This is a genomic window from Mesorhizobium shangrilense (genome assembly GCF_028826155.1).
Lineage (GTDB): Bacteria > Pseudomonadota > Alphaproteobacteria > Rhizobiales > Rhizobiaceae > Arvimicrobium > Arvimicrobium flavum.
The window spans coordinates 800,682-827,039 of record NZ_JAQGPN010000001.1 but is presented as its reverse complement, the minus strand read 5'-3'; the positions used below and the strand labels follow the sequence as shown (position 1 = coordinate 827,039).

Annotated in this window: 23 protein-coding genes; 19 read left to right on the top strand and 4 right to left on the bottom strand. The window is 66.4% G+C overall.

All coding sequences use genetic code 11. From position 1 onward, the window contains the following. Nucleotides 1–60: 60 nt before the first annotated feature. Nucleotides 61–1,611 (top strand): VOC family protein, encoded by a 1,551-nt coding sequence (locus PD284_RS04065; RefSeq protein WP_274630535.1) that lies wholly within the window; start codon nucleotides 61–63, stop codon nucleotides 1,609–1,611. Nucleotides 1,612–1,714: 103 nt separating this feature from the next. On the opposite strand, the gene PD284_RS04060 is transcribed toward PD284_RS04065, so the two are convergent. Further along, on the bottom strand, nucleotides 1,715–2,293 hold the full coding sequence (locus tag PD284_RS04060; RefSeq protein WP_274626947.1) for a nuclear transport factor 2 family protein: 579 nt from the start codon (nucleotides 2,291–2,293) through the stop codon (nucleotides 1,715–1,717). Between the two features lie 180 nt (nucleotides 2,294–2,473). On the opposite strand from PD284_RS04060, the gene PD284_RS04055 reads away from it, so the two are divergent. The 12 genes from PD284_RS04055 to PD284_RS04000 all read left to right on the top strand — a co-directional run bounded on the left by PD284_RS04055 (nucleotide 2,474) and on the right by PD284_RS04000 (nucleotide 14,946). Further along, nucleotides 2,474–3,289 carry a GntR family transcriptional regulator gene (locus PD284_RS04055; protein WP_274626946.1) on the top strand — a complete coding sequence of 272 codons (816 nt, stop codon included), beginning with the start codon at nucleotides 2,474–2,476 and terminating at the stop codon, nucleotides 3,287–3,289. Between the two features lie 41 nt (nucleotides 3,290–3,330). After that, nucleotides 3,331–4,536: an ABC transporter substrate-binding protein gene (locus PD284_RS04050; protein ID WP_274626945.1), complete on the top strand. Its 1,206-nt coding sequence runs from the start codon at nucleotides 3,331–3,333 to the stop codon at nucleotides 4,534–4,536. A 65-nt stretch (nucleotides 4,537–4,601) separates the two neighbouring features. After that, on the top strand, nucleotides 4,602–5,474 hold the full coding sequence (locus tag PD284_RS04045) for a branched-chain amino acid ABC transporter permease (RefSeq protein ID WP_274626944.1): 873 nt from the start codon (nucleotides 4,602–4,604) through the stop codon (nucleotides 5,472–5,474). Further along, on the top strand, nucleotides 5,471–6,472 hold the full coding sequence (locus PD284_RS04040; protein ID WP_274626943.1) for a branched-chain amino acid ABC transporter permease: 1,002 nt from the start codon (nucleotides 5,471–5,473) through the stop codon (nucleotides 6,470–6,472). The genes PD284_RS04045 and PD284_RS04040 overlap by 4 nt, the downstream gene beginning before the upstream one ends. Next, the gene (locus PD284_RS04035) at nucleotides 6,465–7,211 is read left to right on the top strand and encodes an ABC transporter ATP-binding protein (RefSeq protein WP_274626942.1); all 747 of its coding nucleotides are present in this window, start codon (nucleotides 6,465–6,467) and stop codon (nucleotides 7,209–7,211) included. The genes PD284_RS04040 and PD284_RS04035 overlap by 8 nt, the downstream gene beginning before the upstream one ends. Then, nucleotides 7,204–7,911, top strand: coding sequence for an ABC transporter ATP-binding protein (locus PD284_RS04030; RefSeq protein ID WP_274626941.1), 708 nt, complete (start codon nucleotides 7,204–7,206; stop codon nucleotides 7,909–7,911). The genes PD284_RS04035 and PD284_RS04030 overlap by 8 nt, the downstream gene beginning before the upstream one ends. Then, complete coding sequence (locus tag PD284_RS04025; RefSeq protein ID WP_274626940.1) at nucleotides 7,908–9,182, top strand: 3-isopropylmalate dehydratase large subunit; 1,275 nt, start codon at nucleotides 7,908–7,910, stop codon at nucleotides 9,180–9,182. The genes PD284_RS04030 and PD284_RS04025 overlap by 4 nt, the downstream gene beginning before the upstream one ends. After that, nucleotides 9,179–9,679, top strand: coding sequence for a LeuD/DmdB family oxidoreductase small subunit (locus PD284_RS04020; RefSeq protein ID WP_274626939.1), 501 nt, complete (start codon nucleotides 9,179–9,181; stop codon nucleotides 9,677–9,679). The genes PD284_RS04025 and PD284_RS04020 overlap by 4 nt, the downstream gene beginning before the upstream one ends. Beyond that, entirely contained in the window at nucleotides 9,676–10,548 is an 873-nt protein-coding gene (locus tag PD284_RS04015) for an isocitrate lyase/PEP mutase family protein (protein ID WP_274626938.1), read from the top strand. The genes PD284_RS04020 and PD284_RS04015 overlap by 4 nt, the downstream gene beginning before the upstream one ends. Then, the gene (locus tag PD284_RS04010; RefSeq protein WP_274626937.1) at nucleotides 10,545–12,278 is read left to right on the top strand and encodes a hydantoinase B/oxoprolinase family protein; all 1,734 of its coding nucleotides are present in this window, start codon (nucleotides 10,545–10,547) and stop codon (nucleotides 12,276–12,278) included. Before PD284_RS04015 ends, PD284_RS04010 begins: the two co-directional genes overlap by 4 nt. Further along, nucleotides 12,275–14,329 (top strand): hydantoinase/oxoprolinase family protein, encoded by a 2,055-nt coding sequence (locus PD284_RS04005; protein WP_274626936.1) that lies wholly within the window; start codon nucleotides 12,275–12,277, stop codon nucleotides 14,327–14,329. The genes PD284_RS04010 and PD284_RS04005 overlap by 4 nt, the downstream gene beginning before the upstream one ends. 2 nt (nucleotides 14,330–14,331) lie before the next feature. After that, a complete protein-coding gene (locus PD284_RS04000) occupies nucleotides 14,332–14,946 on the top strand; it encodes a cysteine hydrolase family protein (RefSeq protein WP_274626935.1) in 615 nt (204 codons plus the stop codon). Between the two features lie 176 nt (nucleotides 14,947–15,122). Here the strand turns inward: PD284_RS04000 and typA are convergent, their stop codons facing one another. Continuing rightward, nucleotides 15,123–16,949: a translational GTPase TypA gene (typA, locus tag PD284_RS03995; protein WP_274626934.1), complete on the bottom strand. Its 1,827-nt coding sequence runs from the start codon at nucleotides 16,947–16,949 to the stop codon at nucleotides 15,123–15,125. A gap of 170 nt (nucleotides 16,950–17,119) precedes the next feature. On the opposite strand from typA, the gene PD284_RS03990 reads away from it, so the two are divergent. Both PD284_RS03990 and PD284_RS03985 read left to right on the top strand, forming a co-directional pair. Beyond that, on the top strand, nucleotides 17,120–17,383 hold the full coding sequence (locus PD284_RS03990; protein ID WP_274626933.1) for a hypothetical protein: 264 nt from the start codon (nucleotides 17,120–17,122) through the stop codon (nucleotides 17,381–17,383). Nucleotides 17,384–17,514: 131 nt separating this feature from the next. Continuing rightward, a complete protein-coding gene (locus tag PD284_RS03985) occupies nucleotides 17,515–19,233 on the top strand; it encodes an adenylate/guanylate cyclase domain-containing protein (RefSeq protein ID WP_274626932.1) in 1,719 nt (572 codons plus the stop codon). Here PD284_RS03985 and PD284_RS03980 read toward each other — a convergent pair. Next, nucleotides 19,210–21,297: a M3 family metallopeptidase gene (locus tag PD284_RS03980; RefSeq protein ID WP_274630534.1), complete on the bottom strand. Its 2,088-nt coding sequence runs from the start codon at nucleotides 21,295–21,297 to the stop codon at nucleotides 19,210–19,212. The genes PD284_RS03985 and PD284_RS03980 overlap by 24 nt on opposite strands. 146 nt (nucleotides 21,298–21,443) lie before the next feature. Here PD284_RS03980 and PD284_RS03975 point away from each other — a divergent pair, with 146 nt between their 5' ends. The 4 genes from PD284_RS03975 to PD284_RS03960 all read left to right on the top strand — a co-directional run bounded on the left by PD284_RS03975 (nucleotide 21,444) and on the right by PD284_RS03960 (nucleotide 25,713). Further along, the gene (locus tag PD284_RS03975; protein ID WP_274626931.1) at nucleotides 21,444–21,917 is read left to right on the top strand and encodes a MarR family winged helix-turn-helix transcriptional regulator; all 474 of its coding nucleotides are present in this window, start codon (nucleotides 21,444–21,446) and stop codon (nucleotides 21,915–21,917) included. Then, a complete protein-coding gene (locus PD284_RS03970) occupies nucleotides 21,914–23,146 on the top strand; it encodes a multidrug effflux MFS transporter (RefSeq protein WP_274626930.1) in 1,233 nt (410 codons plus the stop codon). The genes PD284_RS03975 and PD284_RS03970 overlap by 4 nt, the downstream gene beginning before the upstream one ends. Nucleotides 23,147–23,288: 142 nt before the next feature. Continuing rightward, a complete protein-coding gene (gene alr, locus PD284_RS03965) occupies nucleotides 23,289–24,443 on the top strand; it encodes an alanine racemase (protein ID WP_274626929.1) in 1,155 nt (384 codons plus the stop codon). Between the two features lie 16 nt (nucleotides 24,444–24,459). Further along, the gene (locus PD284_RS03960) at nucleotides 24,460–25,713 is read left to right on the top strand and encodes a D-amino acid dehydrogenase (protein ID WP_274626928.1); all 1,254 of its coding nucleotides are present in this window, start codon (nucleotides 24,460–24,462) and stop codon (nucleotides 25,711–25,713) included. 25 nt (nucleotides 25,714–25,738) lie between these two features. On the opposite strand, the gene PD284_RS03955 is transcribed toward PD284_RS03960, so the two are convergent. Next, nucleotides 25,739–26,212, bottom strand: coding sequence for a hypothetical protein (locus PD284_RS03955; RefSeq protein ID WP_274626927.1), 474 nt, complete (start codon nucleotides 26,210–26,212; stop codon nucleotides 25,739–25,741). Between the last annotated feature and the right edge of the window lie 146 nt (nucleotides 26,213–26,358).

Below are 26,358 nucleotides of genomic sequence, written 5' to 3'. Positions count from 1 at the left end.
GGGTCGGCCCGGGTTGGACTCCGTGGCCGATACCACCCGAAACCGCAGGAGTGAACGGACATCTCGCAAAGTGGCATCCATCACGTCACGCTGATCACGCGCAGCGTGCAGGCCAACGTCGATTTTTATATCGGCTTCCTCGGCCTTCGTCTCGTAAAACGCACCGGCGGCTACGAAGACGCCACGCAGCTTCACCTGTTCTACGGCGATCGCCTCGGGTCGCCCGGTTCGCTGGTCACGTTCCTCGTCTGGGAAGACGGAGCGCCGGGGCGGGTCGGCAACGGCCAGGTGTCAGAAATTGCCTTCGCGGTGCCTGTGGCGAGCATTGGCGAATGGATGACGCGTGCGCTGCGGGCCGGGGTGCCGTACCAAGGTCCGTCGCGCGAGTTGGATGAGCCAGTCCTGCGGTTGAAGGACCCGGACGGGATCATCGTCAAGCTGGTCGGCTCGGATCTCCCCTCGATGGCGCCTTGGGGCGACGAGGCGATGGCGCCGCGCAGACTGCGCGCGGTCACGATCCTGACCGAGACGCCGGAGGAGACCGCCTCCTTCGTTGCGCGGTTCGGCTACCGGCCGGGGCCTCGCGCGGAGAACACGACGAGGATGATCTCCGACACCGATGCGGTCGATATTCGCGACGTGACGGGATACGTGCCGGGCATTCCCGGCACAGGAACCGCCGACCATGTGGCGTTCCGTGTTCCCGACGTACCGGCCGTCCGCGCCGAGGAGGTTGCGCTGTCGCGGCTCAACTCGTCGCCGACCAACGTGCATGACCGCAAGTATTTCACCTCGCTCTATGTGCGCGAGCCTGGCGGGACGCTGATCGAGCTGGCGACCGACGGGCCGGGCTTCACGATCGATGAAATGCCGGACCGGCTAGGAGAAGCGCTGATGGTGCCACCCCACGACAAGCAGCGTGCAGAGGCGATCAGTGTGATGCTGCCGCAGTTTGCGATGCCGGGAGAACCTCGCCTCGCCCCGCGGGACCTGCCATTCGTCCACCGCTTCCACACCCCGGACGATCCGGATGGCAGTGTCATCGTGCTTCTCCACGGAAGCGGCGGCGCCGAGGCCGACCTGATGCCGCTTGCCCATCGGATCGCGCCGAGGGCGACGCTGCTGGGCGCGAGGGGTCGCAGTCACGAGGAAGGGTCCCCGCGCTGGTTCCGGCGGCTGACGGCGACCACTTTCGACGAGGCCGACATCCGCGCCGAGGCGGAGGCATTTGAGGCGTTCGTCGAGGAGGCCGTCGCAGCCTATGGGCTTGCTGCTGAACGCCTGACCTTCCTTGGCTACTCGAACGGCGCAAATTTTGCCGCCGCCGTGATGGGACTCTACCCGCAGGCGATCCGCCGGGCCATCCTGTTGCGCGCCTCGCCGGTGCTGGAAGACCCGCCCATGCCTGATCTGGCGCAGGCCCGGGTGCTGCTGCTGAGCGGGGCCAACGATCCCTTCGGCCGTCGTGCACCCGCGCTGGCCGACTGGTTCAGGGCCTGCGGGGCCGAGCTGGAGACGCGCACGCTCGACGCCGGCCACGACATTGTCGGCGATGACGAAGCGATCATAGGCGAATGGCTCGCCCGCAATGGTGGCGAAGAGCAGGCCTGAGATCGACACCGCGCGGCGAACGCCACCGGCGTCAGGTAGCCCCGGTGGGTCGCCCTGTTGCTTCAGGAGGATTGTTCGCCGACGAATGAACCGCCGGGCGTTTTCACCCGGCCGTCGCGTTTTGGCGGGCGGCGACCGCGTCCAGATCGTTCCACACCCGCTGGTCGACAAGCTTGCCTTCATCCACCGTGAAGCGATCGATGAAGCGTACGCCTTCGAACGGGCGTCCATCCGGCCACTCGCCTGAAAGCGTGCCGAAGCAGTAGACGACCATAGCCTGCTCGCCGAAGCACTCGTCAAAACCCTCATAGGTCTTCCTGACGAAGCGATAGCGCTTGCCGCCCCAGGCGACGAGTTCCTCGAGCGCGGTGAATTCAGCGCCGCCCGGGAAGGTCATGCGGAAGCTTGGCGCAAGCAAGCTCCTCGCCCCCGCCAGATCCCGCGCTTCCATTGCAACGAGGAAGGCCCTGACCGTATCCGAAGGCGAGGCAAGCGCCGCGCCGGGCCGGCGCGCGGCGCGGCCGCGCATGTAGCTGGACGGCTTCACCTCGTCGATGACGATGGTGATCGCCTCGAGAGGCGCCGCGATCGTGGCGCGCACGGCATCGGTCAATCGTTCGGCCAGCCGGACGCGCAACGCATCTTCATAGCCTTCCTGCAGCGTTAGACGGACTATGGGCATTTCACTCCTCCCCTCCGGATCTGTTGACATAATGGTATATTGACATATCATTAGAGGCAAGCTCGCGGGAGGAAGCCGATGGTCAAGCGCGGCCACATCAAAGCCGAAGCGACCCGGCCGGGAGCAAGGCAGGGCGGGGCCCGTTTCGACGCCAACGCCCGTGTGCCGCTCTACCATCAGATGTTCGTCCTGCTGCGCAACCGCATCTACAGCGGCGAGATCTCGCCCGGCGAGCTGATCGAGGGCGAGCAGGAGCTGTGCAAGGAGTTCGGGGTCTCCCGCATTACCGCCAAGCGCGCGCTCAACGAGCTCGCCAACGCCGGACTGGTCGTGCGTGAGCGCGGCAAGGGCACGCGGGTGGTCAAGCGTCCGCCGCCGCCGGCCGTCACCGCATCCATCGAGGGATGGCTGGAGAACATCTCGCTGATGGGCCTCGTCACCGAGGCCCGCGTGCTCGAGTTCGGCTATGTGGAGGCCAGCGAGGACATCGCCCATGCCCTGGAGATATCTCAGGGCGTCGAGGTGCAGCGCGCGGTGCGCGTGCGCCTGCTCGATCGCAAACCCATGTCATTCCTCGTGACCTATGTGCCGAGCGACATCGGCCGGCAGTTCGACCAGGACGACTTGAACTCGCGGCCGCTGCTCCATCTGCTGGAGCGCGCCGGAGTCGATGTCGCCTCCGCGCGCCAGAGCATTTCGGCGACCGTGGCGGATGCGCAGGTAGCCACCGCGCTCGGCATCCACGCCGGCGCGCCGCTCATCGAGGTGCGCCGCGTCGTGCGCGATGCCTCCGGCAGGCCGGTGGAATACATCCGGGTCCTGTACCGCCCCGATCTGTATCGCCTGGAAATGTCCATGCAGCGCGTGCGCGAGAAGGAGGGCATGCGCTGGGCGGCGCTTCCGTCATCGTCAATCCTGACCGGCGAGGAGGACATGAGGAAATCGCCGGAAGGGCAACCGGGACCTAAAACCAAAAACAGGAGGAACTTCGAATGACCAGCATTGACGACAGGGGGAAAGATTCAAGCAGAGGCGGCATGCGGCGACGCGAATTTCTCGCGACCGGCGTTGCCGCGCTGGGCGTTACCGGCTTTCCCGCGGTGCTCAGGGCGCAGCCGGCTCCCGTCAAGATCGGCCTGATCCACCCGGTTACCGGGTTCATCGCCTTCTCCGGAACCCAGTCGCGCGCCGGCGCGCAGATGGCGATCGAGGAGATCAACGCCGCCGGCGGCATCAAGTCGCTCGGCGGAGCCATGCTTGAAGCGGTGCTTGGCGACAGCCAGGGCAAGCCCGAGCTTGGCGCAGCCGAAGTCACCAAGATGGTCGAGGCCGGCGTGCATGGCATCGTGGCCGGCTATTCCTCGGCAATCTCGCTCGCCACGTCGCAAGAGGCGGCCAAGACCAACACGCCGCACGTTGTCGATGTCGGCGTTGCCGACGACATCATGAACCGCGGCCTCACGAACACGTTCCGCTTCGCGCCGGGCTACAGCAAGATCGCGTCGGCGGCTGTTGCCAATCTCGACACCATCAACAAGGCGGCGGGATCGCCGGCGAAGACCGCACTCGTGGTGCACGAGGAGTCGCTGTTCGGCACCGGCTCGGCCAAGCTGCTTTCGGTCGAACTGCCGAAGATCGGCATCGAGGTGGTCGACGTCATCAAGCATGCCAACCCGACGCGCGATTTCACCAACATCGTCCTGCAGATCAAGTCGAAGAAGCCGGACATCATCATCCCGGCCAACTACTACAACGAATACATCCTGTTCGCCCGCACCCTGCAGCAGCAGAAGGTGGAGGCGAAGGCCATCTATTCGGTGCTCGGCGGTGCGGCGTCGAACTACCAGTTCGTCAAGGAATTCCCCGACGTCGCCGACCAGATCATGGATTGCAACCATTGGTTCAATCCGAAGTCGGAGCTTGCGCTGGCGCGCAAGAAGGCGGCGGAAGCCAAGGGGCTCGTCTACACCTACGAGGTTTTCCTGACCTACAACGCGGTCGCCTATCTGGCCGACGCCATCGAGCGGGCGGGCTCCACGGACAAGGAGAAGGTGATCGCTGCTCTCGCCGATTCGACCTGGGACCAGCACGGCATGCCCTATGGCGCGACCAAGGTGGAGAACGGCCAGAACATCGGCGCAAAGCCGGTCAACACGCAGATCCTCAACAACGATATAGAGGTCATCTACCCGGCCGAGTTCGCCTCGGCTGAAGCTGTGTTCCCCATGAAGTCCAACGCCTAGCCCAAGACATCCGTCCCGGGCGGCCGCGTTGTGGCCGCCCGGCCTTCCAGGAAACAGCGCCGCCAATGCCCGACCTTGCCATTGTCGTCCCTTCCCTGCTCAACGGCATCACCACCGGCGCGCTCTATGCCTTGGTGGCGCTCGGGCTGACACTCATCTACGGCGTGCTGCACATCATCAATTTCGCGCACGGAGCGCTGCTGATGATCGGGCTCTACGCGGTCTATTTCCTGAACGTCCAGTTCGGCGTCGATCCGTATGCCGCCCTGTTGATCGTGCCGCCGCTGATGTTTGCGATCGGCTACGCGCTGCAACGCGGGATCATCACGCGGTCGAGCCACGGCCGCGACGAGAACATCCTGCTGGCGACGCTGGGCCTCTCGATCGTCATCGAGAACCTGGCGCTCTATTTCTTCAAGTCGGATACCCGCATCATCGACACGCCCTACTCCTTCGAGACCGTGGAGGTCCTGGGCGCGTTCCTGCCGCTGCCCAAGGTCATCGCCTTCTTCGGCGCGCTGGCGACAGCGGCGCTGTTCTGGCTGGTGATGGCGCGCACCGACCTGGGCAAGGCGATCCGCGCGCTCGCCAAGGAGCGCAAGGGCGCGGCCCTGGTCGGCATCGACACCGAGCATGTCTATGCCATGAGCTTCGGACTTGGCATCGCCTGCCTCGGCGTTGCTGCCTGCCTGCTTCTGCCCAGCTACTATGTCACCCCGCAGGTCGGACACGGCTTCATCCTCATCGCCTTCACCATCGTCGTGCTGGGCGGCATGGGATCATTCGTAGGCGCGCTGCTCGGCGGCTTCACCATCGGCATCGTCGAGGCGATGGGCGGACTGTTCCTCGGCGAAAGCCTCGGCCAGATCGGCATCTTCCTGATCTTCATCCTGGTCCTGATCTTCCGGCCGGCCGGCCTCCTGGGGCACAAGGCATGACCGGGAAGCGCAGCCTCTCCATTCTTCTCGCCGTGTTCTTGCTGATCGGCGTTGCGCCCTTGGTGGCGACATCCGATTTCTGGCTCCACGTCGTCATCATGACGCTTTACGCGGCGCTGCTCGGGCAGGCCTGGAACATCCTTGGCGGCTATGGCGGACAGTTCTCCTTCGGCCACGCCGCCTTCTTCGGCACCGGCGCCTATGCGGTGGCGGTGCTGCAGGTGCAGTTCGGGGTCAATCCCTGGATCGGCATGGCGCTGGGCGGCGCCCTGGCGGCGGCGGTCGCCGCCTTCATCGGCTTCTGCACCTTTCGCTACGGCCTGCGCGGCTCCTATTTCGCGCTGGTGACGCTGGCTTTCGCCGAGGTGCTGCGCATCCTGTCCAACTCCGTCGATTTCACCGGCGCGGGCGTCGGGCTGCTCATCCCGCTCGCGCGCGGCGTCGAGAACTTTCAGTTCGTCGCGCGCGCCGGCTATTTCTGGGTTGTATGGGCGCTGGCGCTCGCCGCCTTCCTCACCGTCTGGTGGATCGGCAACTCGCGCTTCGGCGCCCAGCTCATGGCCGTGCGCGACAATGAGGACGCCGCCCGCGCGCTCGGCGTCGATGCCTTTCGCGTCAAGATGGGCGCGATCGTCCTTTCCGGCATTTTTTCCGGCCTCGCCGGCGTCTTCTACGCACAGTATTTCCTCTATCTCGATCCTGCCATCGCTTACGGCCCCGAGATTTCCGTCACCAGCCTGCTGGTGCCGATCATCGGCGGCATGGGGACGCTGTTCGGGCCCCTGCTGGGCGCCATCGGCGTCCATGCCATCTCGGAGGGAACGCGCACCTTCGTCGGCGAGGCGCCCGGCATCAGCCTCGCCCTCTATGGCGCGGTGCTGGTGGCGATGGTGCTGTTCATGCCGCGTGGTCTGGCTGGGTTGCTGACGCAAAGGGCGCGCAAGGCGCCCGGGACGACAGCGTCGGCAGCGCAGCCGGAGGCGTCCGGCCATGCTTGAGGTGCGAGCCCTTTGCAAGAGCTTCGGCGGGGTGCAGGCGGCCCGCAATGTCAGCTTCACCGTACCGGAAGGCGGCATCGTCTCCCTGATCGGCCCCAACGGCGCCGGCAAGACCACGCTGTTCTCGCTGATCACAGGGTTCCACCGGCCGGATTCCGGTTCCGTCGCCTTCTGCGGCGAGGACATCACGCGGCTTGCGCCTGAGACGATCGCCCGGCGCGGCCTCGTGCGCACCTTCCAGATCGTGCAGCCCTTCGCCGGCCAGTCGGTGCGCGAGAACATCGCGGTCGGCGCGCATCTGCATATCGCGTCCCGGCGCGACGCGCTGGCAAGGGCCGGCGAGGTAGCGCACATGGTCGGCCTCGGAGACAGGCTCGACATGCCGGCGGGCGCGCTGACCGTCGCCGGCCGCAAGCGGCTCGAGGTGGCGCGCGCGCTGGCCACCGGACCCAAGCTCGTGCTTTTCGACGAGGTTCTGGCGGGGCTCAATCCGTCCGAAATCCGCGACGTCATCCCGATCATCCGGGCTGTCCGCGAAACCGGCGTGACGATCCTGCTCATCGAGCATGTCATGCAGGCGGTGATGAGCCTTTCCGAATACACCTGGGTCCTGAACCAAGGCGAACTGATCGCCGAGGGCAGGCCGCGTGACGTGGTCGCCAACCGGCAGGTGATCGAAGCCTATCTCGGCAAGGGCATGGCGGAACGCATCGCCAGGCGGGAGGCGGCCGATGCTTGAGGTCCAGGGTCTCAGGAGCGGCTACGGCGCGGTGGAGGTTCTGCGTGGCGTCGACCTCGACATCGCCGCCGGCGAGATCGTGGCGCTGCTCGGCTCCAACGGCGTCGGCAAGACCACCTTCGCGGCCACGCTGTCGGGACTCCTCCGCTGCCGGGATGGGTCGGTCCGCCTCGACGGGCGCGAGATCGGCGGGCTCGGCGCGCGCGCCATCGTGGAGCACGGGCTGATCCAGGTGCCGGAGGGACGCCACATCTTCCCCAATCTCACCGTTCGCGAAAACCTCGAGCTCGGCGCCTATCGCCGGGGCGGGACGAACCGGGCAGGCAATATCGAGAAGGTCGCGGACACCTTTCCGCGGTTGAGGGAACGCTTCCGCCAGAAGGCAGGCACGCTGTCGGGCGGCGAGCAGCAGATGCTGGCGATCGGCCGCGGCATGATGGCGGAACCGAAGCTGCTCATTCTCGACGAACCGTCGATCGGCTTGTCCCCGCTTCTGGTGGAGGAGATGTTCACGCTCATCTCGCGTCTCAATGCGACCGGCCTGACGATCCTGCTGGTCGAGCAAAATGTGCTGCAGTCGCTTGAGATCGCCAGCCGCGCCTTCGTCATGGAAAATGGCGAGATCCGGCTTTCGGGCAAGCCGGCCGACATGATGAACGATCCCGAACTGCAGCGTTCCTACCTGGGGCTGGCGGGATGAGGGCGACACTTGCGCAGAAGATCATCGCGCGCGCGGCGGGGCGGCAGAGCGTGCGGCCGGGCGAGGTCGTCACGGCCAAGGTCGACCTTGCAATGATCCACGACTCGGGAGGGCCGCGCCGGGTCGAGCCCATCCTGAAGGAACTCGGCGTCGGCCTCTTCGACGCCTCGAAGGTCGTGCTCATCTCCGACCACTTCGTGCCCGGCGACACCGACGAAGGCGCGCGCATCCTCGAGCTTACCCGCCGCTGGGCGAGCGAGCGGCGCGTCGCCTTCCATGACGGCGAGGGCATCTGTCACGTCGTCTTGCCGGAACGCGGCCATCTCAAACCGGGCATGTTCGTCGTCGGCGGCGACAGCCATTCGCCCACCGGCGGCGCCTTCGGCTGCTACATGTTCGGCATCGGCGCGACGGAAATGGCGGGCGTCCTGGCGACCGGCGAGATCTGGCTGAAGGTGCCCGGCACCATCCTGATCGAATGGCGAAACCGGCTGGGACCCGGCCTCACCGCCAAGGACATCATGCTGGCGCTCTGCGGCCGGCTCGGCATGGACGGCGGCAAGTACCAGGCGGTCGAGTATGCGGGCGAGGCGATTGCCGCCCTTTCCATGCAGGAGCGCATGACGCTCTCCAACATGGCGGCCGAGCTTGGCGCTCAGGCCGGGCTGATTGCGCCCGACGAGACCACCGCCGCATTCCTGCGCGCGGCAGGCGGCGAGTCGGGTGACCATGGCCCGCTGTTCACCGATCCTGGCGCCGAATTGCTGGAGCACCATGTCTTCGACGCGGCCGCGCTCGCGCCCCAGGTGGCCGCGCCCCATTCGCCCGCCAACGCCGCTCCGGTCGGCGAGACCGCGGGCACGCCGATCACGGTCGCCTATCTCGGCGCCTGCACCGGGGCCAAGTATGTCGATCTCGAGGGGGCGGCCGGGATTTTGCGCGGACGCCGGATCGCCCCGGGCGTGGAACTGCTGGTGGCGCCGGCCTCGCGCCGCGACCAGCAGCGCGCGACGGAGGACGGCATCATGAAGGTGTTCGAGGACGCCGGCGCGCGCATCCTCCCCAATGCGTGCGGCATCTGCGCAGGCTATGGCGTCGACCGTCTCGGCGAGGACGTCTCCTGCATCTCGTCCACGGCGCGCAACTTCAAGGGCCGCATGGGCGCGGCTTCCTCGAAGGTCTGGCTCGGCTCGCCGCTGACGGTGGCCGCCTCGGCCATCGCCGGCCGGATCGCAGATCCCCGCGATTTCCTGCGGGAGGCAAACCGGTGAGCGGCCGCATCTTCCTCTTCGGCGACGACATCGACACCGACCAGCTGGCTCCCGGCCAGTACATGAAAGGCGGCCTCGAGGAGCTTGCCAAACACTGCCTCGAAGGTGTGCGACCGGAGTTTGCGGCGCAGGTCAGGCCGGGCGACATCGTGGTGGCCGGAAAGAACTTCGGCATGGGATCGTCACGCGAGCAGGCTGCCGAAGCGCTGAAGCATCTGGGCGTCGCCGGCGTGGTGGCGCGGTCCTTCGCCGGCATCTTCCACCGCAACGCCATCAATCTCGGTTTGCCGGTCCTGGCCGCGGCCGATCTCTCCGGCATCTCCGACGGCGAGGAGGCCGAGCTTGACGTCGGAGCCGGCGCGTTGCGCCTTGCAGCGGGCGGCAGGCGCATCGTCCTCGAACCCCTCCCCGACAATCTCCAGCGAATGCTCGCCGACGGCGGGTTGGTTCCGCATCTGAAGAAGCGCTTCGCGGCGGGAAATGGAAGGCCAGCATGAAAGCCAATCTCAAGCAGCGCCTCGGGGAAAAGCGCATCCTGCTTGCTCCCGGCGTCTACGACGCGCTGAGCGGCCTGATCGCGGCCCAGGCGGGGGCGGAGGCCGTCTACCTCTCCGGCGCTTCGATCGCCTATACGCGCTTCGGCCGCCCGGACATCGGCCTGGTCTCGATGAGCGAGGTGGCCGACACCATCGCAGCCCTGCGCGACCGCATCGCATTGCCCATCGTGGTCGATGCCGACAACGGCTTCGGCAACGCCCTGAACGTCCAGCGCACGGTGCGCGTCTTCGAACGCATGGGCGCCGACGCGCTGCAGCTCGAGGACCAGACGATGCCCAAGCGCTGCGGTCATCTGGACGGCAAGTCGCTCATCTCGACCGGCGAGATGGCGGGCAAGATCAGGGCCGCCTGTGATGCGCGCGCCTCCGACGACACGCTGATCATCGGTCGCACCGACGCCATCGCCGTCGAAGGTTTTGACGCAGCGCTGGAGCGTGCGGAGGCCTATCTGGAAGCCGGCGCCGACGTCCTCTTCATCGAGGCGCCGCAGTCGATCGACCAGATCGGTCGTATCGTGGAGCGCTTTGCGGGCCGCGCGCCGCTGATGGCCAACATGGTGGAAGGCGGCAAGACGCCCAGCGTCGATGCGATCGGACTGGAGAAACTCGGCTTCAGCCTCGTCATCTTCCCCGGCGGCATCGTCCGCGCCGTCGCCGCCACGCAGCAAGACTACTACCGCAACCTGACCCGCACTGGGTCAAACATGGCCTTCCGCGACCGCATGTTCGATTTTGCCGGCCTCAACGCCGTCATCGGCACGCCCGAACTGCTTGCCGAGGGCCGGCGCTATGACGAAGGCGATGCGTGATGGCGCTGGACCCGGTCACACTCGCGATTCTCAAGGGTCGCCTTGAACAGATCGCCGACGAGATGGATGCGACGCTGTTCCGCTCCGCCTTCAATCCCATCATCGCCGAGGCGCACGACGCCTCGCACGGCATCTACGATGCGACGACCGGGGACACGCTGGTGCAGGGCAAGTCCGGCCTGCCCATCTTCGTCGGCGTCATGGCCTTTGCCGTCAGGGCCGTCATCGACAAGGCGGCGCGGCGGGACGGCATCCATGAGGGCGATGTCTGGATCTTCAACGATCCCTATGACGGCGGCACCCATCTTTCGGATTTCAGGCTGGTGAAGCCGGTGTTCCGGGACGGCAGGCCGTTCTGTTTCCTCGCCTCCGTCGGCCATTGGCATGATGTCGGCGGCAACGTGCCCGGCAACTACAATCCTGCCGCCACCGAATGCTTCCAGGAAGGCATGCTGATCCCGCCGGTCAAGCTCTACGATCGCGGCGAATTCCGACAGGATGTGGTGGACATACTGTCCGCCAACTCCCGTCTGCCGCTGTCGCTCTACGGCGACCTCAACGGTCAGATCAACGCGCTGGAGCTGGGCGAGCGGCGCATGCACGCGCTGATCGACGATTACGGCGACGCCACCATCTCCGCCGGGCTCGTCGAGCTGAAGGCTCGCGCCGCCGAGATGATGCGTGCGCAGATCGCCGAACTGCCGGCGGGCACCGTCTCGGCCGAGGATTTCCTCGACAATGACGGCATCGTCGACGAGCCGCTGAGGATCGCGCTGGACCTCACCATCGAAGGCGACCGGATGGTGATGGATTTCACCCGTTCCTCGCCCGCCTGCGCCGGCCCCGTCAACATCTCGCGCTCGACCACCATCGCCGCGTGCTATGTGGCGCTCAAGCACATTTTCGGCGACGTGCCGGCGAATGCCGGCGTTCTGGAACCGGTCGAGTTCCGCATCGCCGAAAGCTCCCTCCTGTCGGTCGTGGCGCCCAAGCCCGTCGGCGGCTACACCGAGACGATCCTGCGGTTGATCGACGTGGTTTTCCAGGCCGTCGCCAAAATCGCGCCGCGCACCGCCATGGCGTGCGCCTACGGCACGATCAACGCTCTCTCGCTGGCAGGCCACAGGGCCGGCGGCCAGCGCTGGGTCATGTTCTCCTTCTTCGGCGGCGGCCACGGCGCGCACGGCGCGGGCGATGGTCTCAACCATGGCAATGCGCCGATCTCGACGGCGACCATGCCGCCGCTCGAGATCCTCGAAGCGGCCTATCCGGTCCGCTTCACGCAGTGGGCGCTGCGCCCCGATTCCGGCGGAGCGGGCCGCCATAGGGGTGGCCTCGGGGCGGTGTACGAGGTCGAACTTCTGGAAAGGGAGGCCGATGTCTTCCTGTTCGGCGAACGTGGCAGGTTCGCGCCTCCCGGCGTCGTCGGCGGCGGCGCCGCCGCGCCCAATCGCTTCCGTTACGAGCAGGCCGACGGGGAACGCCAGCCGCCGATGGCGTCGAAGATGGTCGGCATACATCTGCAGCGCGGGCAGAAGGTTCGCCTGGAGACCCCCGGAGGAGGAGGATATGGCGACCCGTTCGAGCGTGACCCCGATCTGGTTTGGCGCGATGTCAGGCGGGGCTTCGTGAGCCCGCAACGGGCCGCCAGCGACTATGGCGTCTCGATCCGTGACGATCGGGTCGATGCCGGCGAAACAGCGCGGCTTCGCAGCCGGGAGGCCCGATGAATCGCCCAGTCTATGTGATCGGCGTCGATGTCGGCGGCACCTTCACCGATGTTTTCATTCTCGACGAGAGCGCCGGCGCGGTGATGACCGCCAAGGTTCCGTCCACGCGCGGCGACCAGTCGAAGGGCATCGTCGAGGGTATCGGCCGGCAGATCGATGGCTTTGCCGACATAAGCACGATCGTGCACGGCACGACCGTCGGCACCAACGCCCTGCTGGAGCGCAAGGGCGCACGCACCGGCATCATCACGACTGAAGGTTTTCGCGACGTGCTCGAAATGCGCCGCCGCGACCGGCCGACGACCTGGGGCCTGAAAGGCTCGTTCGCCCCGGTCGTGGATCGCGCGGACCGCGTCGAGGTCGCCGAGCGCGTTCTTGCCGACGGCTCGGTCCTGCGGGTCGTCGCGGAAGAAGAGGTGCGCGAGCGGGCCAGGGCGCTCGCCGCGAGCGGCTGCGAGGCGGTCTGCGTCTTCTTCATCAACGGCTATGCCAACAACGACAACGAGAAGCGGGCTGTCGAGACTGTGCGCTCGGTCTGGCCCAACGCCTATGTGACGGCGGCGACGGAGATCCTGCCGGAAATCCGCGAATTCGAGCGGGTCTCGACGGCAACGCTGAACGCCTATCTGCAGCCGGTCGTTTCGTCCTACCTGGAGCGGCTGGAGGATACGCTGACCGGCCGCGGCTTTGCCGGCGATCTCCTGATCGTGCAGTCGAACGGCGGCGTCATGACGGTCGATACCGCCAAGCGCTACCCGATCCGCACCGCGCTTTCCGGTCCCGCAGCCGGCGTCATCGCCGCAACGGCAATCGCTAAGGCGGCGGGATTCCGCAATGTCATCACCTGCGACATGGGTGGCACCTCCTTCGATGTCTCGCTGGTCACCGACGGCAAGGCCGCATTGGCGGCCCAGACGGCGATCGAGTTCGGCATGGTGGTGCGCACCCCGATGATCGAGATCACCACCATCGGCGCAGGCGGCGGCTCCATCGCCTCGGTCGACAAGAGCGGCCTCCTGCAGGTCGGACCTGAATCCGCGGGATCCGATCCGGGACCGGTCTGCTACGGGCTGGGCAATGATCGCCCCGCCGTCACCGACGCCAATCTCGTGCTCGGCCGCATCAATCCCGACCGTCCCATCGGCGGCAAGCTCGAGCGCCTCGACGTCGAGGCGGCGCGCAACGCCATCGAGGCGCACATCGCCGGCCCCCTCGGCCTCGGCGTGGAGCAGGCAGCCGACGCCATCCTGAAGCTGGCCAACGCCAAGATGGCGGGCGCCATCCGTCTGGTTTCGATCGAGAAGGGGCATGACCCGGCAAAGTTCGCCGCGATGCCTTTCGGCGGCGGCGGCGCCCTGCATGCCGGCGCGCTGATCAAGGAGGTCGGGCTCGGCGCCGCGCTCGTGCCGCGCTTCCCGGGCATCACCTCGGCGCTTGGCTGCGTGGTCGCCGATATGCGCCACGATCGGGTTCAGACAGTCAATCGGCTGCTCGACCAGCTCGATGCCCCGGCGCTGGGCCGGCAGATGCATGAGGTCGCCGACGAGACGCAGGCGCTGTTGTCGCATGCGGGCGTGGCCTTCGAACGCGTGGAGCGCATCTTCGAACTCGACATGCTTTATGTCGGGCAGACCCATACTGTGAGCGTGCCGATCTCCCTTGCCGACGCCGAACTGACCCCGGAGGCGATCAGGACAGCGTTCGACGCAGCCTATCGCGGCGCCTATGGCCGGTTGCTCGACAATATCCCGACACGCGTCATGAACTATCGCGTCGTGGTGATCGGCTACCGTCCGGATCTCGACATGGCGGTGTTCGCACCTGTCGACGGCAAACCTGCCGAGGCCTGTCGCACGGGCATGCGCCGCGTCTTTGCCGACGGCGCGTTCCATGACGCGGCGGTCTATGACCGGCTGTCGCTCGAGATCGGCGCGATGGTCGCCGGACCAGCGCTGCTCGAACAGCCCGACACGACGATCTTCGTCGATCCGGGGCTCGTCGCCCGCGTCGACCGCTTTGGCAATCTGCTGATCGAGCGCGCGGGGAAGTAGCCATGCATGCAGCGATTTCGAACCCGCGGGCAACGGGTCTCCTGATCATCGACCTGACCCATGATTTCCTGCATCCCGACGGTGCCTACGCGCGGGGAGGCCAATCCAGCCCTGACATCGCGGCCCTGCCCGAGCGCGTGCTGCCGGTGGCGGAAGCGCTGCGGGCGAAGGGCGGCTGGATCATTTCGGCCGAGTTCACCCTGGTGCCGGGAAAGGACGGCGAGCCCTTCATCTCCCCCCATCTCAAGGCGATCCGCCCATTCCTCGGCAAGGGCGATTTCGCACCGGGAAGCCGGGGGCAGGCGCTGGTGGAGCTGTTGCAGCCCGCCGACATCAGGATCGAAAAGGTCGCCTATTCGGCCTTCTACATGACGCGGCTCGAATGGGTGCTGCGCAAGGCCGGCATCGATACGCTGCTGGTCTGCGGCATCGTCACCAACGGCGGCGTCGCCTCCACGGTGCGCGACGCCCACCTGCGCGATCTCAACACCATCGTGCTCGCCGACGGCTGCGCGGCCTTCAGGCGCGAGGCGCATGACACGACGATCGCCGATCTGCGCACCGTCGCCGGGCAGATGAGCTGCGCGGAAGCGGTCCGCCTGATCGGGGAACTTTAAGGGGCGTCAACGGGCTCTGATGCGCGTCGCGCTGCCGCGTCTGACGCGGATTGCCTCAGACAGGCCGTGCGTGCCCCTTGGCACGCCGGCATGTCTGCCTTCATCAAGGGCGCCGGCCGGGTTGACAGCACAAAGGCTGCACAGCCGGCCGAGGCGAGGCGTTCCCGCCTTGGGTCTTACGCCGCGCCGCTGACCTTTGACTTCTCGAAGCGCTTGCGCTCGTGGGTGTCGAGGTAGAGCTTGCGCAGGCGGATGGACTTCGGCGTCACCTCGACCAGCTCGTCGTCCTGGATCCAGGCCAGCGCGCGCTCCAGCGTCATGCGGATCGGCGGCGTCAGCTTCACCGCTTCGTCCTTGCCTGCGGCGCGGATGTTGGTGAGCTTCTTGCCCTTCAGCACGTTCACTTCGAGGTCGTTGTCGCGCGAGTGGATGCCGATGATCATGCCGGCATAGACCTTGACGCCGGCGTCGATGACCATCGGGCCGCGATCCTCCAGGTTCCAAAGGGCATAGGCCACTGCCTCGCCCTGCTCGTTGGAGATGAGCACGCCGTTGGTGCGGCCGGGCAGTTCGCCCTTGTAGGGCTCGTAGGAGTGGAACAGCCGGTTCATCACCGCCGTGCCGCGCGTGTCGGTGAGCAGCTCCGACTGGTATCCGATCAGGCCGCGCGTCGGGGCGTGGAAGACCAGTCGCTGGCGGTTGCCGCCCGACGGCTTCAGCTCGATCATCTCGGCCTTGCGCTCCGACATCTTCTGCACGACGACGCCCGCGTGCTCCTCATCGACGTCGATGACGACTTCCTCGACCGGCTCGAGCAGCTGGCCGCTCTCGTCCTTCTGCATGACGACGCGCGGACGCGAGACGGCAAGCTCGAAGCCTTCGCGGCGCATCGTCTCGATCAGCACGGCGAGCTGAAGTTCGCCGCGGCCCGACACGTAGAAGGAATCCTTGTCGGCCGATTCCTCGATCTTCAGCGCGACGTTGCCCTCGGCTTCCTTGAGCAGGCGATCGCGGATGACGCGGCTGGTCACCTTGTCGCCTTCGGTGCCGGCGAGCGGCGAGTCGTTGACGAGGAAGGACATGGTGACCGTCGGCGGATCGATCGGCTGGGCAGCCATCGGCTCGGTCACGGCCGGATCGCAGAACGTGTCGGCGACGGTGCCCTTGGAGAGGCCCGCGATGGCGACGATGTCGCCGGCCTGCGCTTCCTCGATCGGCTGGCGATCGATGCCGCGGAAGGCGAGGATCTTCGAGACGCGGCCGTTCTCGAGCAACGTGCCGTCGTGATGGAGCACCTTGACCGCCTGGTTCGGCTTCAGCGTGCCGGCCTCGATGCGGCCGGTGATGATGCGGCCGAGGAAGGGATTGGCCTCAAGGATGGTGCCGATCATGCGGAACGGCCCCTCGCCGACCTTCGGCGCGGGCACGTGGTCGAGCACGAGGTCGAACATCGGCGCCAAGCCCTGGTCCTTCGGGCCCTCGGGACTCGCGGCCATCCAGCCGTCACGGCCCGAACCGTAGAGGATCGGGAAATCGAGCTGCTCGTCGGTGGCGTCGAGCGCGGCGAAGAGATCGAACACCTCGTTGATCACTTCTACGTGACGCGCATCGGGGCGGTCGATCTTGTTGATGGCGACGATCGGCTTCAGGCCGACCTTCAGCGCCTTGCCGACCACGAACTTGGTCTGCGGCATCGGCCCTTCGGCGGCGTCGACCAGCACGATGGCGCCGTCGACCATGTTGAGGATGCGCTCGACCTCGCCGCCGAAGTCGGCGTGGCCCGGCGTGTCGACGATGTTGATGCGGGTATCCTTCCACTCGACCGAAGTCGCCTTGGCCAGGATGGTGATGCCGCGTTCCTTTTCGATGTCGCCCGAATCCATGACGCGTTCGGCGACGCGCTGGTTGTCGCGGACGGAGCCGGACTGTTTCAGGAGCGCATCGACGAGAGTGGTCTTGCCATGGTCGACATGCGCGATGATCGCGATGTTTCGAAGGTTCATGTTGTTGTGTCTCGGGGGTGCGGGGCGCGCCAAAGACAACGCCGCATTTCGTCAGGGCGCGCTCATACAGGTTTTTTCGCAGATGCGAAAGGGGCGCGGCGATGGTTACCGATCGTTTACAATTTTAGGGATAGGCTGGAACTCGGTCCTCGCAATCGGGTTTGAGGCAGATGAAGCACGTCCGCCGTCTTTGGTCCCGCATCGGAATCGCCGCCGTCGTCGGCGCGGCGGCAGCCGCAGGCACGGCATTCGCCTACGAGCGGACCGAGGAAGCGCCCCACGCCAGCCTGCTTCTCGCGGCGGATCAGACGGATCCGGGCATCGACTACATCATCACCGGACCGGTGCCGGGCAAGAAGGCCCGGGCAGGCTCCGCAACGTCGAGTACGGCGGATCCGGCGCGTCCGCTGCGCTACCGCGTGCAGGCGCAGTAATCGTTCGTCTCCATCCCTTGACTGATCCGCTTGATTGATCGGCGCGCGTGGCGCGGCGGCGCCACGATGCCGTTGATGAAAGAGCCCGCCCCTGTCACTCTGGCGGAACTCAATCAGGCGCCAGACGCTCCATGACCGACCTCGCATCGCGGCATACGGCGACCCGGCGACGCCCCCTGGAATACTGGCTTCGCAACGCACGGCTCGCTTCGGGCCTGGTGCTGATGATCTTCGTCGTCATGCACTTCGCCAACCATATGCTGGCGCTGATTTCGCTGGAGGCGGCTGAGGCGGGGCGGCTCTGGTTCCTTTTCGTCTGGCGTAATCCCGCAGGCACGGCGCTTTTCTACGGAGCGCTGCTCGTCCACGTCTCGCTGGTGCTCTGGGCGCTCTACCGACGGCGTACGCTGGTCATGCCGCTGCGCGAGACCTGCCAGGTCGTGCTCGGACTGGCCATTCCCCTGCTGATTGCCGAGCACGTCATCGGCACGCGCGTCTACAGCACGTTGTCGGGCGTGAACGACACCTATGAGTTCGTCGCCAATTCGCTCTGGATCTGGGCCCCCTACGTCGGCCTGCGGCAAGCCTTCGCGGTCGTGGCGGTCTGGGCGCACGGCTGCCTGGGGATCTATTTCTGGCTCCGGCACCGGTCGTGGTTCTCGTCGGCTGCGGCCGCGCTTCTCGTGCTTGCCGCGCTGATCCCCGTTCTGGCGCTGCTGGGCCTCGTCAACGCCGGACGTACCGTCGAATTCATTCCGTTCACGGGCGCCGACGACATCGATCCGGCGGTCATCGAACGCGCACTGGAGATAAAGACCGAAATCGCGGTAGCGGTCTACGCCATCTATGGATCAGCGCTCGCCCTGGTGCTCGCCATGCGCATTGTGCGCGCCCGCCGCGAACGCAGCAGCGTGGTCGAGATACGCTATCCCGATGGGAGCGCGGTTCGCGTGCCGAAGGGATATACGGTGTTGGAGGCCAGCCGGCTGGCCGGCATTCCGCATCACGCCGTCTGCGGCGGCCGCGGCCGTTGCTCGACCTGCCGCGTCAAGGTGCTGGACGGCGGTGATCGCCTGCCCGCTCCGGCTGCGCTCGAGCAGGCGACCCTGGCGAGGATCCATGCGGAACCGGACGTCCGGCTTGCCTGCCAGCTCAGGCCGACCGCCGATGTGCGGGTGGTGCCGCTTCTCGCAGCCGACCGCAGCATCGCCAGCCTGACCGCCGGCGGGCCCGCCACGCCCGGGCGCGAACAGGACGTCGCCATCCTTTTCTGCGACATCCGCAGCTTCACCGCGCTTTCGGACCGCCGGCTGCCCTTCGACACCGTCTTCCTGCTCAACCGCTACTTCGCGGTGGTGGGCAACGCCGTGGAGCAGGCAGGCGGCCGGCTGGACAAGTTCATCGGCGATGGCGCGATGGCGATCTTCGGCCTCAACGTTTCCAAGGTCGAGGCCTGCCATCAGGCGCTGCTTGCGGCGGCTGTCATCATCGACGATCTGGCGCGGGTCAGTGACGACCTGGCCGCCGAGCTCCGGCAGCCGCTCCGGGTCGCGATCGGCATCCATGTCGGCCCGGCGATCGTCGGAACGATGGGCTACGGACGGGTGATGGGCGTCACCGCGATCGGCGACACCGTCAACATCGCCAGCCGCCTCGAAGCGGTGGCCAAGGAACTGGACGCCGCCGTCGTCGTCTCCGCCACTGCGGCGGAACTGTCCGGCATCGACCTTGCCGGCTCCGAGGTCCGCACAGTCGACATACGGGGCCGATCGCAGCCGCTCGAAGTCCTGGTCGTGCCGCAGGGAATGCGGCTGGATACGCGACGCCTAGCGCTCGCCAGGTCCGCCTAGCGGGGTCACCGCCGCGAGCCCGCGCTTCCTCAGCATCGCCTCGGGCGACGGCATCTTGCCTCTGAAGGCCAGATAGAGCGCTTCCGGGTCGCGCGAGCCGCCGGCAGCATAGATATGCTTGAGGAGCTTCTCGGCCATCACGGGATCGAACGGGTCGCCGGTGTCCTCGAACGCCTGGAAGGCGTCCGCATCCAGCACCTCGGACCACATGTAGGAATAGTAGCCGGCCGAATAGCCGTCGCCCGAGAACACGTGCAGGAAGTGCGGCGTCCGATGGCGCATCGCGATGGTGTCCGGCATCTCCAGTTTCTGCAGGGTTTCCGCCTCGAAGGCGAGTGGATCGGCGGGGGCGTCGGCGCGGGAATGGTATGCCATGTCCACCAGGGCCGAGGATGTGAACTCAACCGTGTTGAAGCCCGCCGCGAAGTTGCGCGCTGCGAGCATCTTGTCGATCAGCGCCTTGGGCATGGGTTCGCCGGTCTTGAAGTGCCTTGCATGCTTCTCCAGCACGGCCGGGACCGTCAGCCAGTGCTCGTAGAGCTGCGAGGGCAGTTCGACCCAGTCGCGGCTGACCGAGGTGCCGGCGACGGAGGGCCAGGTGACGTCGGTTAGCATGCCGTGCAGCGCATGTCCGAACTCGTGGAACAGCGTCTTCGCCTCGTCGACGGAGAGCAGCGCCGCTTCGCCCGCCGGCGGCTTGGCGAAGTTCATGATGTTGTAGATGATCGGCGTCGAGCCTTCACCGAGACGGTAGCCCGATTGCAGGCTGCTCATCCAGGCGCCGGAACGCTTCGAGGGCCGGTTGAAGTAGTCGGCGAGGAACAGGCCGCGTTCGCTGCCGTCGGCGTTGCGGACGACGAAGGCGCGGACGTCTTCGTGCCAGGCGGGAATCCCCTTCTTCTCGACAAAGGTAAGACCGAACAGACGCTGCGCGACATCGAAGCAGGCATCGATGACCCTTTCCAGCTGCAGGTAGGGCTTTAGCTCCGCCTCGTCGAAATCGTACTTCTCGGCGCGCAGCTTCTCCTGAAAATAGCGCCAATCCCAGGCCGCGATCTTCTCGTTCGCACCTTCACGGACCGCGATACGTCCGAGCAGAATCTCGTCCGCCGCCGCTTTCTCCCTCGCCTTCGCCCAGACCGGCTCAAGCAGGTTCATCACCGCCGCCGGCGTCTTCGCCATGGTGTCGTCGAGCTTCAGCGCGGCATAGGTCTCGTATCCGACGAGCTTCGCCTTCTCGGTGCGCAGCCGCAGCGTGTCGCGAACAATGTCGCTGTTGTCGGTGTCCCCGCCATTCTGACCGCGCATGGTAAAAGCCCTGAACGCCTTTTCCCGCAGGTCGCGGCGCGTGGAAAAGGTCATGAATGGCTCGTAGATCGAGCGCGACAGGGTAACGGCATAGCGCCCTTTCTGTCCGCGCGTCTCGGCGGCCTCGGCCATGGCGCTCTTGAGGAAATCCGGCAGACCGGCCAGGTCGCCCTCATCCAGGAACAGTGCCCAGTCGCGCTCGTCGGCGAGCACGTTCTGGCCGAACTTCGCGCCAAGCGAAGCCAGTTCCTCGTTGATGGCGGCGAGCCGCTTCTTGCCCTCCGGATCGAGCCTGGCGCCGGATTTCACGAAACCCTTCCAGCACTTTTCCAACACCCGCAGCGTCTCGGCATCGAGGTCCAGATCAGCGCGGCGCTGGTAGAGATCGTCGATCCGGGAAAACAGCTGCGCGTTGATCGAAATGGCGGAAAAATGCCGCGCCATTTTCGGGGAGATCTCGCGCTCCATCGCCTGGATCGCATCGTTGGTGTGCGCGCCGGCGCGGCACCAGAAGATGGACGATACCCGGTCGAGCGGATCACCGGCTAGTTCGAGCGCCCTCAGCGTGTTCTCGATGCTGGGTTTGTCCGGGTTGCCTGCGATCTCATCGATCTGCGCCCGATGAGCTGCCAATGCCGCATCGAAGACAGGACCGAAATCGCCTTCGCCGATCCGGCTGAAGTCCGGCAACCCGAAGGACCCGGTCCACGAGGTGAGCGCATGGGCGCCGAGGTCGATGGGTTCGTTCTGCGACATCATGAAAGCCTTCGGGGGAGAGGTTCGGACATTGATATGGTTGGATGTAGGCCGCGAAAACGGCTGTCGCAACCATCTTGACGCTGGCGGTCGATGTACCTAAGCGGGCTTATAATAAGGTTTTCTTACTAAGATTGGACGCGGCCGTGACCCACAGTGTCAACCCCGATGGCTTCGGCTTCTTGGCGACCGACCTTGCCCGCCTCGTGCGCGCCGATTTCGACAGGGCTGTGGCGGGCTCCGGCATCGGCGTCACAGCGGGCGAGGCGCGTACGCTGTCGCACGCCGCCCGCGCCGGGCTCGTCCGGCAGAACGTGCTGGCCGAGCGCATGGGGGTCGAGGCGATGACCGTCACGGGCTTCCTCGACCGGCTGGAAGCAAAGCAGCTTATCCGGCGCGTCGCCGACCCCGCCGATCGGCGGGCCAAGCTGGTCCAGGTGACCGAAGCGGCGGACGAGGTGCTGGCGACCATCAAGCAACTGGGGACGACCACGCGGGCGAAGGCATCGGCCGGCATGGACGCGCGCGACTGGGAGCGTTTCATGAGCGTGCTCAAGGCCGCGCGGGACAATCTTGCCGGTTGCCGCGCCGCCCCCACCTCGCAGGGCCCTGTTGCATGAGCGCGCATCCAGCCCCACCGCCGCTGATGAGCGAGCGTCGCGTCTCGCTGATCGGCGCAGCGCTCGTCGCCATCGGGCCAGTCTCCATGGCCCTGTTCACCCCGGCCATGCCCGAGATCGTTCGCGCCTTCGGGACCACCGAAGCCGCGGTCAAGATGACGCTGTCCCTGTATTTTGCCGGCTTCGCCTTCGCTCAGCTGATCTGCGGGCCCCTGTCGGACGGCTTCGGCCGCAAGCCAGTCACCTTCGCCTTCATGGGCATCTACGTGGCGGGATCGCTCTACGCGCTGTTCGCCCCGACGATCGAGGCGCTCATCGTGGCGCGCTGCATACAGGGCTTCGGCGCGGCGGTCGGCGTCGCCATATCGCGCGCCATCGTCCGCGATCTCTTCACCCATGAGCGATCCGCCCGGATCATGAATCTGATCGGCATGATCCTCGGCATCGGCCCCGCCTTTGCGCCGACCCTGGGCGGCCTCACCATGCAGGTCGCAGGCTGGCACGCCATCTTCCTGCTCATGGTCGCGGTCGGCATCGCGATCATGCTGATGGTCCATTTCGCCATGACCGAGACCGTCGAGCGCGATCTGTCGCGCATCGCGCCGCGCGCCCTTATCCGCTCCTACGGGATGTTGCTCGCCACACCCTATTTCGTGCTTTGCAGCATCATCCTCGCCGGTGCGGTGGGCGCACTCTACACCCAGGCCACCATCCTGCCCTTCATTCTCATGGACCGGGTCGGCCTCTCGCCTACGGCTTTCGGCGCCGGCATGCTGATGCAGAGCGGCAGCTATTTTGCGGGATCGGCGACCGTTCGCCTGCTCATCGGCCGACTTGGCGCGTTTCGCCTCGTGCCGATCGGGCTGGTGTTCATCGCTGTCGGCAGCCTTCTGCTGGCGGTCCTGCTGCGCATCTGGGAGCCGACTTTCCTCAGCGTGATGGGACCGCTGGGCCTTTTCGCCTTCGGCATTGCGTTCGTGACTCCCGCCACCTTGTCCGCCGCCATGGCTCCCTTCCCCCAAAATGCGGGGGCCGCATCGTCCCTGAGCGGCTTCGTCCAGATGGGCGGCGGGCTGGTGGGCGGCTCTGTTTGCGCCATGATCGGCGAACCGGTGACGGCGCTCGCCACCGTCATCCCGACCATGGGGGCGATCGCCATCCTGGCCTGGCTTCTATGGCGACGTGTGCCCGAGCCGGCGATCCGCCAAGACAAGCCAAAACCCTCCTGAAGTGCGGCCCAGCGACGCAGCGGACCCACCTCCAGCGTGGCCCAACGGCTTGGACCAATCAACAATCCGCCAGGCCGAGTTGCAGTGCCACTCGTCTCATCCTAGAGCCTTTGCGCGTAGGCTTTCACGACGAGGTACCCTGATGACGACGCCCCCGGGCGGTGTGACGAAAGGACCGGGCGCACTGCCCGTGCAGCCCACCGTGCCGGAGCATTTGGCCGGCGCACTGCTCGGCATCGATCTCGGCGCCCTGCGTGAGAACTATCGCATCTTGAAGGCGCGGCTCGGCCGCGCAGCCTGCGCCGGCGTCGTCAAGGCGGACGCCTACGGGCTGGGGGCGGCAGAGGTGGCCGAAGCCCTCGCTGCCGAAGGTTGCCGCAGCTTTTTCGTGGCCCACATTTTCGAGGCGCTGGAGTTGCGCGCGGTTCTGCCGCGCGACCACGCGATTTTCGTGTTGAACGGCTTGCCCCCCGGCGCCGAGCGCGATTCCGCCGAAGCGGACGTGACGCCGGTGCTCAACAGTCTCGAGCAGTTGCAGGCATGGTCCGACCTCGCGCGGCGGCTGGAGCGGCCGCTTCCCGCGGCCCTGCAGGTCGACAGCGGCATGTCGCGGCTCGGCCTTTCGCCCCACGAGGTCGAGCGGTTGGCAGCGACGCCAGCACTGCTGTCGGGCGTGCAGCTCGTGCTGGTGATGAGTCATCTCGCCTGCGCCGATGAGCCGGACAATCCGGTGAACCGGCTCCAGCGTGACAATTTCGATCGACTGCGCCGGATGCTGCCGGCGGTGCCCGCGTCGCTCGCCAACTCCTCCGGCATTTTTTTGGGGCAGGACTATCACCACGACCTGGCTCGACCCGGCGCAGCCCTTTATGGCGTCAACCCGACGCCGGGGGACGCGAACCCGATGCGGCAGGTGGTGAGCCTGCGCGCCAAGGTGGTGCAGACCCGCGAGGTCGGCGACGGCGTCGGCATCGGCTATGGCTACGCATCGCGCGCCAGGACCCATATGCGCCTCGCCACCATCTCACTGGGCTATGCAGATGGCTGGCACAGGCGCGGCGCGGCCGCTGCGTTCCACCATGGCGCACGCCTGCCCTTTGCCGGGCGCGTCTCGATGGACAGCATCATCCTCGATATTTCGGCCCTGCCGCATGACGCCTTGAGGCCCGGCGATCTTGTCGACCTGATCGGAGCGGATCAGACAGTCGATCAGGTCGCGGAGCACGCTGGCACCATCGGCTATGAGATCCTGACCAGTTTCGGCAGGCGGTTCCACCGCCACTATTTCGGCGCCTGAGGAGACATCGGAAGAAATGAAAGTTCTGATCCTGGGAAGTGGCGTGATCGGCGTCACCGCCGCGCACTACCTCGCCGAGGCCGGCCACGAGGTCACGGTCGTCGACCGGCAGACGGGCCCGGCGCTGGAGACAAGCTTCGCCAATGCTGGCGAGGTGTCGCCGGGCTATTCTTCGCCGTGGGCCGGGCCGGGCGTTCCGGTCAAGGCGATCAAGTGGCTGCTGATGAAGCACGGGCCGCTGGTGATCCGTCCGCTCGTCGATCCGGCGATGTGGTCCTGGGTGTTCAAGATGCTGCGCAACTGCACCTCGGCGCGCTATGCGGTCAACAAGGCGCGCATGGTGCCGATTGCCGAATACGCGCGCGACTGTCTGCGCGACCTGCGCACCTCTACCGGGATCACCTATGACGAGCGCAGTCAGGGCACGCTGCAGCTCTTCCGCACGCAGAAGCAGCTCGACGGCATCGGCGGCGACATCGAGGTGCTGAGGCAGTTCGGCGTGCCGTTCGAGGTGCTGGACCCTGCCGGGTGCATCGCGGCTGAACCGGCCCTCGCCAACGTGAAGGGAAAGTATGTCGGCGGCCTGCGCCTGCCGGGCGACGAGACCGGCGACTGCCAGATGTTCACCGAGCGGCTGGCCTCCCACGCCGCCGGGCGTGGCGTGACGTTCAGGTTCGGCGTCGACATCGAGGCGATCATGGTCGAGGGCGGCAAGATCGCGGGTGTCGCCACCAGCGCCGGCGTCCTCAAGGCGGACGCCTATGTCGTGGCGCTGGGCAGCTACTCGCCGATCCTGTTGCGCAAGATCGGCATGTCCATCCCGGTCTATCCCATCAAGGGCTATTCCATCACCGTGCCGATCACCGATGCGATCGGCGCGCCGGAATCGACGGTCATGGACGAGACCTACAAGGTGGCGATCACCCGGCTCGGCGACCGCATCCGCGCCGGCGGCACCGCCGAGATCTCGGGCTATGACCTTCGCCTCCACCAGGCGCGCCGCGATACGCTAGAGCATTCCGTCAACGACCTTTTCCCGAAGGGCGGCGACCTGTCGCGCGCCAGCTTCTGGTGCGGCTTGCGGCCGATGACGCCGGACGGTCCTCCGATCATCGGTCAGTCGCGCTATCCGAACCTCTATCTGAGCACGGGCCACGGCACCTTGGGCTGGACCATGTCCTGCGGTTCCGGGCGGGTGCTGGCCGACGTGATCTCCGGCAAGAAGCCGGAGATCGACGTCAGCGAACTCGGGCTTGGCCGATACGGCTGAGGGGCGGAGGGCCTCCGGCCGCAGCTCAGTTCGGCGAGTCCGCATCCCTGTCGGGAGCGACGCCGAGCCGTTGCGACACGGCGAGGCCGACCATCATGGCAACCGCGACGAAAAGCAGGAGCACCGGATAGAGCAAGAGGCGGACTTCGTCCTGGGAGACCTTGAACACCAATACGAGCCCTTCCAGGAAGATGGCGATCGAAATAATCGACACGAACTTGTGAAAGCTCTCCCTGAACAGATGCTCGCGGCTGCGATCCCGCCAGCCGCGCACTTCCTCGGCGAAGATGTGCTTGGTGACGTCGAGGATTGCGATTGCGATCACCACATAGCCGACGGAGTCGATGACGATGTACCCGAAATCGCCGGCGGCGAGCACCTGGCTGGCCGACGCCATCGCCTTCACAAGCTGGTACCCTGCATATCCGATCAACGCGGCGGCGAGGACGAGCAGCAACGCCGCTGCCACCGCGAACATGATGCGGCTCACCTGTCCCATGGGTCCGTCCCTCCCCTCACTGCTGAGCGCCGCGTTGCATCCGAACAGCGTGCCGGGCCAGCATCCCTCCAGCTTACACCGAGCGGGCCTGTTCGTGCACTCGCCACCATGCGCGGGCGGTCGATGGTGCGCGAACCCGGCTAGCC

What these genes read in the sequence shown, in the direction of transcription:
- PD284_RS04060 (WP_274626947.1), bottom strand. Translation starts at nt 2,293, where the DNA reads ATGCCCATAGTCCGTCTAACGCTGCAGGAAGGCTATGAAGATGCGTTG.
- PD284_RS04055 (WP_274626946.1), top strand. Translation starts at nt 2,474, where the DNA reads ATGTTCGTCCTGCTGCGCAACCGCATCTACAGCGGCGAGATCTCGCCC.
- PD284_RS04050 (WP_274626945.1), top strand. Translation starts at nt 3,331, where the DNA reads ATGCGGCGACGCGAATTTCTCGCGACCGGCGTTGCCGCGCTGGGCGTT.
- PD284_RS04045 (WP_274626944.1), top strand. Translation starts at nt 4,602, where the DNA reads ATGCCCGACCTTGCCATTGTCGTCCCTTCCCTGCTCAACGGCATCACC.
- PD284_RS04040 (WP_274626943.1), top strand. Translation starts at nt 5,471, where the DNA reads ATGACCGGGAAGCGCAGCCTCTCCATTCTTCTCGCCGTGTTCTTGCTG.
- PD284_RS04035 (WP_274626942.1), top strand. Translation starts at nt 6,465, where the DNA reads ATGCTTGAGGTGCGAGCCCTTTGCAAGAGCTTCGGCGGGGTGCAGGCG.
- PD284_RS04030 (WP_274626941.1), top strand. Translation starts at nt 7,204, where the DNA reads ATGCTTGAGGTCCAGGGTCTCAGGAGCGGCTACGGCGCGGTGGAGGTT.
- PD284_RS04025 (WP_274626940.1), top strand. Translation starts at nt 7,908, where the DNA reads ATGAGGGCGACACTTGCGCAGAAGATCATCGCGCGCGCGGCGGGGCGG.
- PD284_RS04015 (WP_274626938.1), top strand. Translation starts at nt 9,676, where the DNA reads ATGAAAGCCAATCTCAAGCAGCGCCTCGGGGAAAAGCGCATCCTGCTT.
- PD284_RS04005 (WP_274626936.1), top strand. Translation starts at nt 12,275, where the DNA reads ATGAATCGCCCAGTCTATGTGATCGGCGTCGATGTCGGCGGCACCTTC.
- PD284_RS04000 (WP_274626935.1), top strand. Translation starts at nt 14,332, where the DNA reads ATGCATGCAGCGATTTCGAACCCGCGGGCAACGGGTCTCCTGATCATC.
- typA (WP_274626934.1), bottom strand. Translation starts at nt 16,949, where the DNA reads ATGAACCTTCGAAACATCGCGATCATCGCGCATGTCGACCATGGCAAG.
- PD284_RS03990 (WP_274626933.1), top strand. Translation starts at nt 17,120, where the DNA reads ATGAAGCACGTCCGCCGTCTTTGGTCCCGCATCGGAATCGCCGCCGTC.
- PD284_RS03985 (WP_274626932.1), top strand. Translation starts at nt 17,515, where the DNA reads ATGACCGACCTCGCATCGCGGCATACGGCGACCCGGCGACGCCCCCTG.
- PD284_RS03980 (WP_274630534.1), bottom strand. Translation starts at nt 21,297, where the DNA reads ATGTCGCAGAACGAACCCATCGACCTCGGCGCCCATGCGCTCACCTCG.
- PD284_RS03970 (WP_274626930.1), top strand. Translation starts at nt 21,914, where the DNA reads ATGAGCGCGCATCCAGCCCCACCGCCGCTGATGAGCGAGCGTCGCGTC.
- alr (WP_274626929.1), top strand. Translation starts at nt 23,289, where the DNA reads ATGACGACGCCCCCGGGCGGTGTGACGAAAGGACCGGGCGCACTGCCC.
- PD284_RS03960 (WP_274626928.1), top strand. Translation starts at nt 24,460, where the DNA reads ATGAAAGTTCTGATCCTGGGAAGTGGCGTGATCGGCGTCACCGCCGCG.
- PD284_RS03955 (WP_274626927.1), bottom strand. Translation starts at nt 26,212, where the DNA reads ATGGGACAGGTGAGCCGCATCATGTTCGCGGTGGCAGCGGCGTTGCTG.